General features: G+C 63.8%; 8 protein-coding genes. 2 read left to right on the forward strand and 6 right to left on the reverse strand.

Features of this window, described 5'->3' with window-relative positions; translation table 11 throughout:
* Nucleotides 1–179: 179 nt before the first annotated feature.
* Nucleotides 180–6449: an amino acid adenylation domain-containing protein gene (locus AC19YS_RS29980; protein WP_500603392.1), complete on the reverse strand. Its 6270-nt coding sequence runs from the start codon at nucleotides 6447–6449 to the stop codon at nucleotides 180–182.
* Nucleotides 6450–6939: 490 nt separating this feature from the next.
* Between AC19YS_RS29980 and AC19YS_RS29985 the strand changes: the two genes are divergently transcribed.
* Both AC19YS_RS29985 and AC19YS_RS29990 read left to right on the forward strand, forming a co-directional pair.
* Nucleotides 6940–7734: a helix-turn-helix transcriptional regulator gene (locus tag AC19YS_RS29985; RefSeq protein ID WP_106578919.1), complete on the forward strand. Its 795-nt coding sequence runs from the start codon at nucleotides 6940–6942 to the stop codon at nucleotides 7732–7734.
* The gene (locus tag AC19YS_RS29990) at nucleotides 7734–9158 is read left to right on the forward strand and encodes an efflux transporter outer membrane subunit (protein WP_119742839.1); all 1425 of its coding nucleotides are present in this window, start codon (nucleotides 7734–7736) and stop codon (nucleotides 9156–9158) included. The genes AC19YS_RS29985 and AC19YS_RS29990 overlap by 1 nt, the downstream gene beginning before the upstream one ends.
* A gap of 42 nt (nucleotides 9159–9200) precedes the next feature.
* On the opposite strand, the gene AC19YS_RS29995 is transcribed toward AC19YS_RS29990, so the two are convergent.
* From AC19YS_RS29995 to AC19YS_RS30015, 5 genes are all read right to left on the reverse strand, one after another.
* The gene (locus AC19YS_RS29995; protein WP_500603393.1) at nucleotides 9201–10541 is read right to left on the reverse strand and encodes a PQQ-dependent sugar dehydrogenase; all 1341 of its coding nucleotides are present in this window, start codon (nucleotides 10539–10541) and stop codon (nucleotides 9201–9203) included.
* A 153-nt stretch (nucleotides 10542–10694) separates the two neighbouring features.
* Nucleotides 10695–11630, reverse strand: a complete 936-nt coding sequence (locus AC19YS_RS30000; protein WP_500603394.1) for a flavin-nucleotide-binding protein — start codon at nucleotides 11628–11630, stop codon at nucleotides 10695–10697.
* Between the two features lie 79 nt (nucleotides 11631–11709).
* Complete coding sequence (locus AC19YS_RS30005) at nucleotides 11710–12594, reverse strand: LysR family transcriptional regulator (RefSeq protein WP_106578922.1); 885 nt, start codon at nucleotides 12592–12594, stop codon at nucleotides 11710–11712.
* Nucleotides 12594–13514, reverse strand: a complete 921-nt coding sequence (locus AC19YS_RS30010; protein ID WP_214247801.1) for a LysR family transcriptional regulator — start codon at nucleotides 13512–13514, stop codon at nucleotides 12594–12596. The genes AC19YS_RS30005 and AC19YS_RS30010 overlap by 1 nt, the downstream gene beginning before the upstream one ends.
* A 29-nt stretch (nucleotides 13515–13543) precedes the next feature.
* Complete coding sequence (locus AC19YS_RS30015) at nucleotides 13544–14176, reverse strand: glutathione S-transferase family protein (protein ID WP_200624492.1); 633 nt, start codon at nucleotides 14174–14176, stop codon at nucleotides 13544–13546.
* Nucleotides 14177–14243 lie beyond the last annotated feature (67 nt).

Genomic DNA, 14243 nt, shown 5'->3' on the forward strand with positions numbered 1-14243 from the left:
GCCGGAGTGAGGGCACACCGAGCCTAAGCGAGGTGCCGAGTGGTGGGGCAAAGACCTTTTGGTTACTTTTGGCTGGGCCGGCATTCCGGGCGTTTGCCAAAAGTGACCCGCTGTAAGAGCGGAACCCTAAGTGGCCGTTACCGCAGCAACGGATATGCACTCCCCCAAAAGCCCCCCACTCAAATCCGCCGACGCCGACCAAGCTGCGGAATAGCCGTCTGCACAACATCCACACCCTCCACCCGTGTCGCAGTGCAGGCTGCAAGCTGCGCCAAGGTCGGCTGACTGAACAACATCCGCGCATCCACATCCAACCCCGCCTTGCGCATACGCGCCACCAAACTCACCGCCAGCAACGAATGCCCGCCCAGCTCGAAGAAATGGTCATGCCGCCCTACCCGCTCCAACTTCAAGACCTGCGCCCAAATCCCCGCCATCAAGGTTTCCACCTCACCAACCGGCGCTTCATACGCACGGCTGACCACCGCCTCCAACCCCGGCTCAGGCAACGCCCTGCGATCAAGCTTACCGGCAGGATTAAGCGGCAATACCTCAAGCTGCACAAAAGCCGCCGGCACCATGTACTCCGGCAATTGCTCCAGCACATACGCACGCAAGGCCTCCAGGCTCGGCGCCTGAGCGCGCAGGGTGAAGTAGGCCACCAGCCGCTCATCGCGAATCAGCACCGCCACTTCGCGCAACGCCGGATGCGTCGCCAGACGTGACTCGATCTCCCCCAGCTCCAGGCGTACCCCGCGCAGTTTGACCTGAAAGTCATTGCGCCCCAGAAACTCCAGATTACCGTCCGGCAAGTAACGCACCAGATCGCCCGTGCGGTACAGCCGGTCACCCGCCACGAACGGGCTGTCGATAAAGCGCTCGGCCGTCATCTGCTCCAGCCCCAGATAACCCCGCGCTACGCCAACGCCGCCGATATGCAACTGGCCGCTGACGCCCATCGGCACCGGCGCATCGTGTTCGTCCAGCACATACAGACGCGTGTTGTTGATCGCACGGCCAATCGGCAACTGCAAGGCCGGCACCGGATCGCCGGGTTCCAACGTCCACGCGCTGCTGTCCACCGTGGCTTCGGTGGGCCCGTAGACGTTATGCAAACGCACCTTGGGCAAGCGCGCCTGCACGCCACGGGCCAGGGCTTCGGTGAGTTCGCCGCCGCCGCAGAGCACGTCGGTGAGGCTGGTGCACAACGCCGACTCTTCCAGCTCGAGAAACTGCTGCAACATTGCCGGCACGAACTTGATCACCGTGATCTGCTGCTCGCGGATCACTTGCGCCAGATAAGCCGGTTCACGGTGGCCGTCGGGCCGCGCAAGGACCAGGCGCATGCCGTTGGCCAGCGGCCAGAACAGCTCCCACACCGAGCCGTCGAAACTGAACGGCGCACGTTGCAACAACGCGCCGCCTTCGGCATTCGGGCACAGCCGGGAGCCCCAGTGCATCAGGTTGCCCAGGCCGCGATGCTCGATCATCACGCCTTTTGGCGTGCCGGTGGAGCCCGAGGTGTACATCACGTAGGCCAGGTTGGCGACGCTCAAGCCGGGCACCGACGGATTGCCGATGGGCGCCTGGCTCCAGGCGTTCTGGTCAAAGTCGATCACCGGGACAGACACCGCGCCCGGCACGTCGCGGGTGGCGGCGTGCACCAGCAGGGCCACCGGTTGGCTGTCGTTGAGCATGTAGGCCAGGCGCTCGCGCGGATAGCCAGGGTCGAGCGGCACATAGGCGCCGCCCGCCTTGAGAATCGCCAGCAAACCCACCACCAGGTCCAGCCCGCGTTCGACACACAGCGCCACCCGCGAATCCGGCTCAACCCCGCGTTCACGCAGGTGAAAGGCCAGCTGATTCGCGCGCTCATTTAGCTCGCGATAGGTCAGTTGCCGTTCGCCGGCCTGTACCGCAATGGCATGGGGAATGTGCCGCGCGTGGGCTTCAAACAGCGCCTGCACGGTAAGGGTTTCGGGGTAGTCGGTTTCAGTGGCGTTGAGGTCCACCAACAGCCGGTGCAGCTCGCTGGCAGGCAGCACCGGCACCGTGCGCAATGGCGTGGCCGGTGCGTGTTCAAGGGCATGGGCCAGGCCATGCAGGGTCGTGTCCAGGTACGCCAACAGTCGCTCGGCGCCAACCTTGCGCGGCGCCTTGGCCTTGAGCCGAAAGCCACTGGCAACGTCGTCAACGGTGAGCATCAACGGGTAACTGACGATATCTTCACTGCTGAGCAACGCAATGCCCGGCACCAGGTTCAGGCGTGGGTCGGCGTCGGTGTGACGGTAGTTGAGCAGGCTGTTGAACAGCGGCGACGCACTGCTGCAACGCTGGGCCAATGCGAGCGAGGCCTGTTCATGGGCCAACAAGGCGCTGAGCTGGGTGTGGGTGTCGTTGAGCGCATCGAGCACGGTTTGCCCGGCCAGGCGCACGCGCAACGGCAAGGTATTGATGAACATGCCCAGCGCGCGATCAGCGCCTTCGCCGGCTTGCAGACGGCCGAGCAGCACGGTGCCGAACACCACGTCATCGCGGCTCGCGACACGGCTGAGCACGTGCGCCCAGGCCAGATGAAACAGGCTGGCAGCGCTGACGCCAAGGGCACGCGCCTGGGCCCGCAGGCGTTGGTTGAGCACGTCGCCGAGGGGTTGTTCGGACTCCTCGATTTCAGCGCGGTCCGCCTGCCGCTCCTGCAAGCCGAACGCCAGGGTCGGCTCGTCGACATCCGCCAGGCGCTCGCGGAAGAACGCCTCGTGGGCGGCCTGTCGTTCCGGCGCCCGGGTCTGTGCGACCACATTGCGATACGGCACTGGCACCGGCAGTTGCGCCTGCTCCCCAAGCAAGTGCGCGCGAATTTCGTCCACCAGCACGGTGGTTGAGGTGGCGTCGTTGACCAGGTGATGGAAACGCAGTTTGGCAACCCAGCGCCGGTTGTGCGGTTCTTCGGCGTAATCCAGGGCCATCAGCGGCGCCTGGCGCAAGTCCAGCGGCTGATGTTGTTCGCGCAGGGGTTGAACCCGCAATTGTGCGTCGCGCCACACCACTTGCATGGGCTGGTCCAGGGCATCCCAAACCAGGCTGGTACGCAGGATATCGTGACGGTTGATCACCTGTTGCAACGCCTGGGCAAACGCGTCGAGCTGCGCGCGACTGGCGAAACTGAACAGCGCATGTTGCTGGTAGGGATCGCGCTCGTCGGTGAGGTGGTGGTAAAGCAAGCCTTCCTGCAACGGCGCCAGCGGGTAGATTTCCTGCACATTGGCCGCCCCTCCGGGAATGCCGGCGACGATGCGATCAATGCCGGGCTGATCCAGGTCGGCCAGTGCGAGCATGTCTGGCGTGATGTGCGTGCAACCCGACGGGATGCGGTTAGCCGGCACCTGTCTGTCGCTGCCGGCACTGGCCGCCGCCAACGCTGCCAGGGTGGGCTGGCCGAACAACACCTGCACGTCGGCGCGCAACCCGGCATCACGCATGCGTTGCACCAGTTGCACCGCCAGCAGCGAGTGCCCGCCCAACTCGAAGAAATGATCATGACGCCCTACCTGCTGCACGTGCAGCAATTGCGTCCAGATCTGCGCCAGGGTGGTTTCCACGCCTTCGCGTGGCGCTTCAAACAACCGCGTCACGAAAGCCGCTTGTGTGGGCGCCGGCAAGGCCTTGCGGTCGAGCTTGCCGTTGGCGGTGAGCGGGAAAGCCGCCAGCTTCACGTAGGCCGCCGGCAGCATGTAGTCAGGCAGCGAGGCTTGCAGATGGGCACGCAGCGATTCGACAGTGACGCTGGCGCGTTCGACATACCACGCCAGCAATTGCCCCTCACGAAACAGCACGGCGGCTTCCATGACGGCCGGGTGCGTGGCCAGCGCAGATTCGATTTCCCCCAGCTCGATACGCACGCCGCGGATTTTCACCTGATCGTCATTGCGGCCCAGGTACTCGAGATTGCCGTCGGGCAGCCAACGGGCCAAGTCGCCGGTGCGGTACATCCGGCCGTCGCTGAAGGGGTCATCGAGAAAGCGTTCGCCAGTCAGTTCCGGACGGTTGAGGTATCCGCGCGCCACGCCCTTGCCGCCGACGTACAACTCCCCCGTCACACCGATGGGGACCGGGCGTTGCTGCTCATCAAGCAAGTAAACGCAGGCGTTGGCGACCGGTGCGCCGATATGCAGCGGCCCGCCCACTTCGACACGCCCGGAGGTGGCGACCACCGTGGTTTCGGTGGGGCCGTAGTTGTTGATCACGTCGAAGGTCTGCGTTCGGCTGAACGAGCGCAGACGGTCGCCGCCGATCAGCAATGTACGCAATGTAGGGTGTTCCAGGCGCTGACTGAAGGCGTACTCGGCCACTGGCGTCGGCAAAAAGCACACCTGCAACGGCTGCGCGCGCCACCAACTGAGCAATGCATCGATGTCCTGCGCGTCATCCTGTGCCGGCGGCAGGTGCAGCGTCGCGCCCACACACAGTGCCGGCCAGACTTCCCAGGCCATCGCATCAAACCCGAAGCCGGCCACGCTGGCCGTGTGGCTGCCGGCGCGCAGGTCGAACGCCCGGCAATGCCAGTCCACCAGGTTCGCCACCGTATGGTGCTCGACCATCACGCCCTTGGGCTGCCCGGTGGAGCCGGAGGTGTAGATCACATAGGCAAGGTTCGACGGCGTGACGGCGACCCGCGGACTCTCGCCCAGGTGCCCGGCCGGGTGCTCCAGGCGGATGACCGGCACGTCCAGCAAAGGCAGGCGATGCAGCAAATCCTGCTGGGTCAGCACCGCCACGGGCGCACTGTCGTGTAACAGGTAGTTCAGGCGTTCGGCAGGATGGGCCGGGTCCACGGGGACATAACAGGCGCCGGATTTGAGGATCGCCAACAACCCCACCAAGGTATCCAGGCCACGCCGGGCCACAATCGCCACGCGATCGTCCAGCTGCACGCCGTGTTCGAGCAACTGCCAGGCCAGCGCATTGGCCTGTTGATCGAGCTGGGCGTAGGTCAGTTGCCGGCCCTGGTGCACCGCCGCGATGGCCTGCGGCGTGCGTGCGGCTTGCGCTTCTATGCGCGCGTGCAGGGTTTGCGGCTCGGTGGCGGGTTGTGCGGTGGCATTCCAACGCAGCAATTGGGCCTGTTCGGCGGGCGTGACCAAGGACAACTCACCCACGCTCAGCGCGGTGTCTTCCAGGCCCTGCTCCAGCAGCCAGGTAAAGCGCTGCGCCATCGCTTTCACGTCGTCGTGCTGGAAATACGCCTCGTTGTACACGCAATGCAGGCACGCGGTGTCCTGGTAACGGTTGCTGCGCAGGTGGATGGCAATCGGCAGCGGCTCATGATGGTTGGAAACCTTAATCGCGCGGGCCTGGACCTGACCGTAACGCAGGTCGTGGTCGTCCTGCTCGAAGGACACCGACAGGTCGAACAACTGACCGCGATCTGTACGCCGCAGGCCCAGCTCACGGTTCATCTCGCTCAACGGGAAGCGTTGATGACGGAAATCCTGCTTGAGCTGGTCACGTATGCCACGCACCAAGGCGCTGAAGGGCAAGTGCTGGCTGAACTGAAAACGCACCGCACTCACCTGGGTGAACAAACCCACGGTAGAACGAAAACGCGCGTTGGAGCGGTTGAGGATCGGCAACCCCACCACCCATTCATCGCGTTGGCTGGTGCGGGTGAAATACACGTACATCGCCGCCAGCAACACATGAAAGGCCGAGGCCTGATACCGGTTGGCCACTTGTTCCATACGGTTGAGCAGCGCCACCGGGAACGCTTGCACCAGCGTATTGCTCGGCGCCTGCGCGTTGTGCCGAGGCGTCAACAGCGGCGCGGGCAGCACCTGGTATTTGTCCAGCCAATAGGCGCGGTCACGGGCGTAACGCGCCGATTGCAAGTAGCGCTGGTCGGTGTCGATGAAGTCGATATAGGACGGCGCCAGTGGCTCCGGTTGCCGACCTTGCTCCAGGTCGCTGTACAGCCGAGCCAGGGATTGCAGCATCTGGCCAAAGCCCCAGCCGTCGAGGATCAGGTGGTGAGCCTGGGTACCGAGGCGGTAGTGGTCATCGTCGAGTTTGACCAGGAAAAACCGAAACAGCGGTTCACCGCTCATGGCGTACGGGCGGGCCATTTGCGCCTGCATCAATGCCTGGGTCGCGACCTGCGGGTCGGGCAGCGCAGAGAAATCGTACTGCCCCACTTCCACCGCCATAGCAGGGACGAAGGTTTGCCGAGGCAGACCCTGGTCGTCGCTATGCAGCTGGGTGCGCAACGCATCGTGTTTGGCCACCAGCCGCTCGACCGCGCGCTGGATCAAATCGGGGACCACCGGCCCGGCAAAATCGACATAGCCGCCGATGTTGTACAGCGGTGAGTCGCCCACACGCAGTTGGTCGAGCCAGATGTCCTGTTGGGCAGCGGTGAGGGGGAAGCTGGCCGGCTGGCGGGTGAGATGCGTCATAAGATCCTTCTCATGGGAGGTCAGGCACTGGCCGCGCGAGGGCCCATTTCGCCGAAATTGCCGGATTTGAGCATGGGGGTTCGGGGCTGTCTGTCACCCGAAACCCGGACATCAGAAAGGCGCAAAACGGCCTTGGCTGAGGGTTCATTGCTGAATCGATTAAACGTTTGTAGGAAATTGGCTATTTGTGGCCGCTACCAATGCTTAAAGGGTTCGTTTAAAAAATTATATTTTCCATATAAATCAATAATTTAATTAAATCTAAAGACGATAGGCAGTTTTTCGTGGGCGGAATAAGCCGTCAGAAACGTCGAATTAATGACGTGGTTTTTATGGCAGGTTGTGTCCCTCGTTTCCGCTGCATACGTAGGACAAATCCCTATGGCTAAATAAAATCTCGAACGCCGAATTACGTTCAAGGAGCACGGACCGCGCCTCACAAACCCAGGGCGCCCCGTCGACGGTTTTCGACATCAAGGATGAGATGGCTATGAGTCTGACCCGCAGTATTGGCGACACACAGAGCCCGCATTTCTACGCCGAAATGGGTGAGTTGATTTCAAGCAGTGGCCACCAGCACTTCGCCGCCAACATGTTGCACCTCGTGGACAAGTGGGTGCCGATTCATCTGGTGGACCTCAGTGAATGGACGCTCGACGAGCTGCGCGACAGCGTGCGCGAGATCAAGCTCCTGGGCAGCGCCGGCGTTAAAAATGACCTGTCTGCGCCGCAGACCCTGCACCCCATCAAGGATCACCCGCTGCTGCGGCAAATGCTGCGCATGCAGGACCCGCTGCTGATTCAGATGAAGGCCAAGGCCAACAGTGCGCACCCGCGCGGCAGCTCACACCAGTGCAACCTGGTGTCGCGCCAGGGCAATCGACGCTGCGTGATTTCGTTCTATCGCCCGCCAACCCAGCCAGGGTTTTCGCTGGCGCAGTTGTCGTTTCTCAAGTGCCTGTCGGACACCCTGCTGCCGTTGATGGAACGGCACGCGCAGATCCTGCGCCAGGCACCGCACACCGAGATCGAGCCGGCGCACAACCCGCTGGAGCAATCGCAGCTGCAGCGCGAGTTCTACAAGCGTTTGTCGTTAAGCGATATCACCCTCTCGGCGCGTGAGCAGGAAGTGTGCCTGGGCCTGTTGACCGGCGGCACCGTGCCGCAAATGGCGGAAAAACTCAGCGTGAAAAACAGCTCGATTGAAACCTACCTCAAACGCGCCGCTGCCAAGTTGGGCGTCAGTGGCCGACATGGCCTGGCCAAATGGATGGTTGGCGCCTGATGAACAAAGCGATGCTCACAACGGTAGGCATGGCCTGGATGCTCGGCGGTTGCTCGCTGATCCCCGAGTACCAGCGGCCAGCGCCGCCTGTGCCTGCGCAGTACCCGCAAAGCGGGGTTTACCGCCTGGCGCAATCGGGCACCGTGGCGATAACACAGGACTGGCAGCATGTGTTCCACGACCCTGCCTTGCAGCAGTTGATCGCCAATGCGCTGCTCAACAACCGCGACCTGCGCGTTGCGGCGCTGAATGTGCAGGCGTTCCAGGCGCAGTACCGCATCCAGCGTGCGGACCTGTTCCCGGCCCTATCCGCCACAGGCGCCGGCAAACGCCAAAAGTTGCCAGGCGATGTGACCGGCACCGGCAAGTCTGCGATTACTTCCAATTATTCCGCCACGTTGGGGCTCAGCGCTTATGAACTGGATTTGTTCGGCCGTGTGCGCAGCCTCAGCGAACAGGCGATGCTCACGTACCTGGGCACCGAAGAGGCACGACGCAGCGCGCAGTTGAGCCTGGTGGCCAACGTCGCCAATGCGTACCTGACCTGGCGCGCCGACCAGGAACTGCTGGCCCTGGCCCAGCAAACCCTGGAAGCCGACGACCACAGCTGGCAGCTCACCAGCCGCAGCAAAAGCGCGGGCAAGGCCTCGGCGCTGGACGTGGTGCAAGCGCGCACCGCAGTGGAAAGCACGCGTGCGAGCGTGGCCCGTTATGAACGCCAGGTCGCCCAGGACCTGAACAACCTCGCCCTGCTGGTGGGCGCGCCGGTGGATGAGCGTTTGCCCGCGCGACCGCTCGCCGATGAGCTGGTGGCGCGCGTGCCCGCAGGGCTGCCGTCCGACGTGCTGCAACGGCGCCCGGATATTCTCCAGGCCGAATATCAGTTACAGGCCGCCAACGCCAATATCGGCGCGGCGCGCGCGGCGTTCTTTCCATCCGTGACCCTCACGGCCAACGCCGGCAGCACCAGCACGCAGCTGTCGGGGTTGTTCAAGGGCGGCTCGGGCACCTGGACGTTCCAGCCGCAGATCAACCTGCCGATTTTCAACGCCGGCAGCCTGCGCGCCAGTCTCGACTACGCAAAACTGCAAAAGGACATCACCGTGGCCCAGTATGAAAAGTCGATCCAGACGGCTTTTCAGGAAGTCGCCGACGGCCTCGCCGCCCGCCAGACCTTTAATGACCAGCTGGATGCACAACGCGATTTCGTCGCGGCCAACCAGGCCTATTACGACCTGGCCCAACACCGCTATCGCAGCGGCGTGGACAGCAACCTGACGTTTCTTGATGCACAGCGCTCGTTGTTCAGTTCGCAACAAGCGCTGATTGTCGACCGGCTGGCACAGTTGGTGGCTGAGGTGAACCTGTATACCGCGCTAGGGGGCGCATGGGGGGATACGCCGGTGCTGGCGACGGCAAAATAAAGCGGGTTTGGATGTGGGCTAGCCACATCCTTTGTGCAGCGTTCAAGGCTTGCGCTGTGCCACCCGCCACACCTTGTTGCCCACATCGTCTGCCACCAGCAACGCGCCTTGCGCGTCGAGGGTCACACCCACCGGCCGGCCCTGGGCCTGGCCCGCGGCATTCAGAAAACCGGTCAGGAAGTCGACCGGCGTGCCAGCGGGTTTGCCGTCCTTGAAGGCAATGAACACCACCTTGTAACCGGCCTGCGGGTTGCGGTTCCACGAACCGTGCTCACCGACAAACACGCCATCGGCGAACGCCGTCGGCATGCCGCGCGCATCCGAGAAGGTCAGGCCCAGCGGCGCGACGTGCGTGCCAAGGGCGTAGTCGGGGGCAATGGCCTGGGCCACTTTGTCCGGACGCGGCGGTTGCACGCGCACATCGACGTGGGCGCCGTAGTAGCTCCACGGCCAGCCGTAGAACGCGCCGTCCTGCACCGAGGTGAGGTAATCGGGCACCAGGTCGCTGCCGATTTCGTCACGCTCGTTGACCACTGTCCACAGTTGTGTGGAGCCGGGCTTCCAGGCCAGGCCATTGGGGTTGCGCAAGCCGCTGGCGAACAGGCGCTTCTTACCGCTGGCGAGGTCCAGTTCCCAGATGGCGGCGCGGCCTTCTTCGGCGTCGAGGCCGTTTTCACCGACATTGCTGTTGGAACCCACGGTCACATAGAGCCGCGTGCCGTCCGGGTTGGCCAGCAGGTTTTTGGTCCAGTGATGGTTGATCCCGGCCGGCAGATCTGTGACCTTTACCGGCGTGGCGTCTATATGGGTCTGGCCCAAGGTATACGGCACCTTGACCACCGCGTCGGCGTTGCCGATGTACAGCGCATCGCCCACCAGCGCCATGCCGAAGGGTGATGTCAGGCCGGCAAGGAACTCAGTGCGTACCTCGGCGTGACCATCGTGATCGGCGTCGCGCAGCAGGGTGATGCGGTTGGCGCTGGGCGTATCGGCGCCCACCCGGCCCATCACAAAACCCATCGCGGTACGGCGTGCCCAGGCGATCAAGCCCGTGCCGCCGTCAGTGGCGCCTTCGGGCATCGGCGGGTGATTGCTTTCGGCGACCAGCACATCGCCATTGGGCAAGGTGTAGACCCAGCGCGGGTGGTCGAGATTGTCGGCCAGCGCCGTTACGGTGAAACCTTCAGGCACCGTGGGCTGGGCGTTGCCGGGCCAACCGACGGCCTTTGAGACCTTGAGTGTGGGGATCAGCGACGTGCTGGGTTCCGGTAATTGCGGGGTGGGGCCAACGCTGGCCTGGAACGGCAACTTGGACGATTCACCACAGGCGGTGAGAGCAGTGGCAGCGCAGATCAGGAGCGCAAGGCGGCTCGGTACATTCATAGTTGAAACCTCGGGGCGAAATCCCGACGGAGTATTGCGTGATGAAGCGCGGGTAAACACCGGCAGTGGCGCAATTGAATATTAACCGGCGGGCACGAATGCCAAGGGATGCGCCTGGCCGGCTTGCGGCAACCACTCCGGCCGCGCTGCAAGTCACAGCCAACGGCCCATCGCCAGGCTGAACGGCGAGAACTCGGCAAACTGCCAACGCAACGCCAGCGCTGCCGGGCGCCGTACCGCATGCTCCACGGTCAGCGTCCATAGCCGCTGGGCACCGTCGAATATGGCCACCTCTGGGCCGCTGAGGATCAGCGCGGTGCGCCCGGCAATCTGCAGCACATCGCCCGATTCGAAGTCGATAAACAACAGCCCCGCCACCGGATTGGCCGACAGGTTGCCCAAGGTGTTGAAGAACAGATTGCCGGCGAAGTCGGGAATGGTCAGCACATTGCCGTCGACGCGCACGAAGCCGGTGTTGCCGCCGCGATGGGAGACGTCTACCGAGCGTGCGCCCTCCTCGTCAACGTAGCTTGCGACAAAGAAGGTGTCAGCGTTGCGGATCAAGTCTTGCGCGGCGTCATCCAGGCCGTTCAAGGGCTCGACCAAGGTGCCAGGTTTGCGCGCGATCCCCTCGACCGGGCGCCGTTGAATGTACTTGGGGCAGTTACCGAACGTGTGCACCACATCAACCGAAAAGCCAGCGTGACCAAGGCTGCCCACGCGCCCATTCATGCGGTTGCGGCGGCGGGTAGTGAGGTCGATACCCAGCAGGCCCACGGACGCACCGCGGTGTAACGCAGCCAGCGCCGGATCGCCTTTGGACGGCAAGCTGTCGATCAGCAACGTGTGCGGGTCGGGTGAATGGGCAAACCCCGGCGCACCTTCGAGCAGCGTCGCCCAAGGGATGCCCTGCGCATCCACCACCGCGAGCATCAAGTAGGGCAACAGCGGATAAAAATCCCGATGCTGCTCCGGCAAATGGTCGCGGATCACCTTGGGCCCCACGACTGCCATGCGCTCGGCAACGCCGGCGCTTTGCTGCATCTGCCGTTCGCCGGCATGCCAGGGGGAGGGTTCGATCTGGTTCATGGCGCACTCCTCAGGTTCGATGAGTGGATGCTGCGCCCTGTCACCCTTCAAGAGAATGCCCACGCTTGGCAATCCAGCATTACGCCAACTGAAACGCCGGATGGTCCCGCAGCGCTGCCACGCAGTGATCGACAAAACTGCGCACGCGCATCGGCGCGTTGCGGCCTTCGCGGTACACCACGTGCACCGCCAGCGCCGGCAGTTCAAAGGCCGGTAGCAGGCGACGCAACTGGCCGCTCGCCAACTGTTCATGCACCGGGTAGCTGAGGCAGCGAATCAGCCCCGCACCGTGCACAGCGGCATTGATCGCGCCCTGCACCGTGGTGCAACTCAAGCGTGCGCGCGCCTTTAATGAGCCGCCTTTGAAGCCCCAGTCAACCTGATCGGCACTGGCGATCAGGCGATGCTGCTTGAGGTCGTCAGGATGCGCCGGCTCGCCGTGAGCGGCCAGGTAATCGGGGCTGGCGCAGAGAATCGGGCGCACCTGCCCCACCCTTCGGGCGATCAGTGACGAACTGGGCAGTTCACCGACCAGGATTGCCACGTCCAGCCCCTCTTCATGCAGGTTGGGGTAATGGTCGTGATAGCGGGCGACGAGACGCACGTCGGGGTAGCGCTCCATATAGCCAGCCAACACCGGCGCCATGACGTAGCGGCTGAACAGAAACGGCAGAAAGACTTGCAGGTTGCCCTGAGGCTGCGCGTGCAAACCCTGGGCCGAGGCTTCGGCGGCGTCCACCGCGGCCAGCAGGCGTAGGCAGTCAGCCAGGTAGACGCTGCCCGCGTCGGTCAGGCTCACACCTCGCGTACTGCGTTGCAGCAACTGCGCGTGCAGGCGCGCCTCCACACGCGCAATCGCACGCATCAGGGTCGGGCTGGAGACGTGTGCGTGACGGGCCGCCGAGGCCAGGCTCGGTTGCCCGGCGAGCGCCGTAAACAGCTGCATGTCGCGATAACGTTCCATCAACTGCGCCGCTTCAACGCCGGGTTCAGGGCCGCGTCCTGCCCGAGGCGGTGGGTGAGAAAGTCGACAAAGGTATGGATTTTGGCCGGTACCCGGCCGCTCTTCTGGAACACCACCTGGATCGGCAGCGGCGCCGGCTCGAATTCCTCCAGCACAATCTCCAGCTCGCCCGCCGCCACCGCCGCTGCGACTTGATAGGACAGCACCCGCGTCATGCCCCAACCCAACCGCGCCAGGTGGATCGCCGCGTTATTGGCCGTGACCACCAGACGCGGCTCGATAGGCACGGTCAGCGGCTGGCCGCCGTCGACAAACCGCCACTCGCTCACCAACTGGCTGGAGGACGACGTGACGATCTTCGCTTCACGCAGTTGCTCTGGCCGCGCCGGCCTTGCGTGCTGGTCGAGATACCCTGGCGCAGCACACACTACGCGGCGCACTTCACCCACCTTGATCGCCTGCTGCCCCGGCTCTTGCAGATGGCCGATGCGCACGGCCACCTCCACGCCTTCATCGACCATGTTCACCACGCGATCGACCAGCAAGGCGTTGATGCTCACCCGCGGAAAACGGTCCAGGTAATCGCCCAGCACCGGCGCCACATACAACTCGCCAAACAGCACGGGCGCGGTCAGCGTCAGTTGACCGCTCGGGATGGAATAACTGCCTGCCGCCGCTGCCTCGGCCTCGTTCAGTTCGGCGAGGATGCGTCGGCAATCTTCCAGGTAACGCTGGCCGGCTTCGGTCAGGTGCAGGCTGCGCGTGGTGCGCGACAGCAGTTGCGTGCCGATGCGTTGCTCCATGGCGGCAATGGCCCGGGTCACGCTGGGCGGCGAGGTTTTCAGGCGGCGTGCGGCAGCGGCGAAGCCCGCCTCCTCGGCGACCGCGAGAAATACCTGCATTTCATGAAATCGGTCCATCGGCGCTCACTCTTCTAGCCACAGATCATTTACTGCGCTTGCAGCCCCACTGCCGTGCGCGGCATGCCGACAAAGCCCGGCAAGGCCTCGATGCTGGCAAGCCAGGCCCGCACCTGAGGGTAGTCGGCCAGCGACACATTGCCTTCCGGCGCGTGGGCGACGTAGGTGTAGAAGGCAATATCGGCAATACTCGGCTGTTCGCTGGCCAGGAAGCGGCTTTGGGCCAGTTGCTGCTCCACCAGAGTCAGCAGCGCGTGCGAGCGACTGATGGCGGTGACGGTATCGACCTCGGCGCCAAACACCACGGCCAGTCGCGCGGCCGCCGGCCCGGCGTGAAGTTGACCGGCCGCGGCCGACAGCCAGCGCTGCACGCGCGCCTGGCCGACAGGATCACTCGGCAGCCAGCGGCCGTCGCCGTAGGTGTTCGCGAGATAGACCAGGATCGCATTGGAATCGGCCAACACCGTGCCGTTGTCATCGATCACCGGCACCTGGCCGAAGGGGTTGAGGCGGGCCATAAAGTCCGGGGCTTTCTGCGCGCCGTGCTTGAGGTCAACCAGAATAAATTCGCGGGGCAGCCCCAACAGCGACAACATCAGCTCCACGCGGTGAGAGTGGCCAGACAGTGGGAAACCATACAGTTTGATCGCAGACTGAGACATGAAAGGCTCCAAGGATGGGGGATCGACGCCCGCATCTTCCGCCGCTGCACTGATCGAGAGAATCATC

The sequence above is a fragment of the Pseudomonas sp. MF08831 genome (assembly GCF_059862645.1).

Bases quoted from the DNA above. Each gene is read 5' to 3' on its own strand.
- AC19YS_RS29980 (WP_500603392.1), bottom strand. From the start codon at position 6,449: ATGACGCATCTCACCCGCCAGCCGGCCAGCTTCCCCCTCACCGCTGCC.
- AC19YS_RS29985 (WP_106578919.1), top strand. From the start codon at position 6,940: ATGAGTCTGACCCGCAGTATTGGCGACACACAGAGCCCGCATTTCTAC.
- AC19YS_RS29990 (WP_119742839.1), top strand. From the start codon at position 7,734: ATGAACAAAGCGATGCTCACAACGGTAGGCATGGCCTGGATGCTCGGC.
- AC19YS_RS29995 (WP_500603393.1), bottom strand. From the start codon at position 10,541: ATGAATGTACCGAGCCGCCTTGCGCTCCTGATCTGCGCTGCCACTGCT.
- AC19YS_RS30000 (WP_500603394.1), bottom strand. From the start codon at position 11,630: ATGAACCAGATCGAACCCTCCCCCTGGCATGCCGGCGAACGGCAGATG.
- AC19YS_RS30005 (WP_106578922.1), bottom strand. From the start codon at position 12,594: ATGGAACGTTATCGCGACATGCAGCTGTTTACGGCGCTCGCCGGGCAA.
- AC19YS_RS30010 (WP_214247801.1), bottom strand. From the start codon at position 13,514: ATGGACCGATTTCATGAAATGCAGGTATTTCTCGCGGTCGCCGAGGAG.
- AC19YS_RS30015 (WP_200624492.1), bottom strand. From the start codon at position 14,176: ATGTCTCAGTCTGCGATCAAACTGTATGGTTTCCCACTGTCTGGCCAC.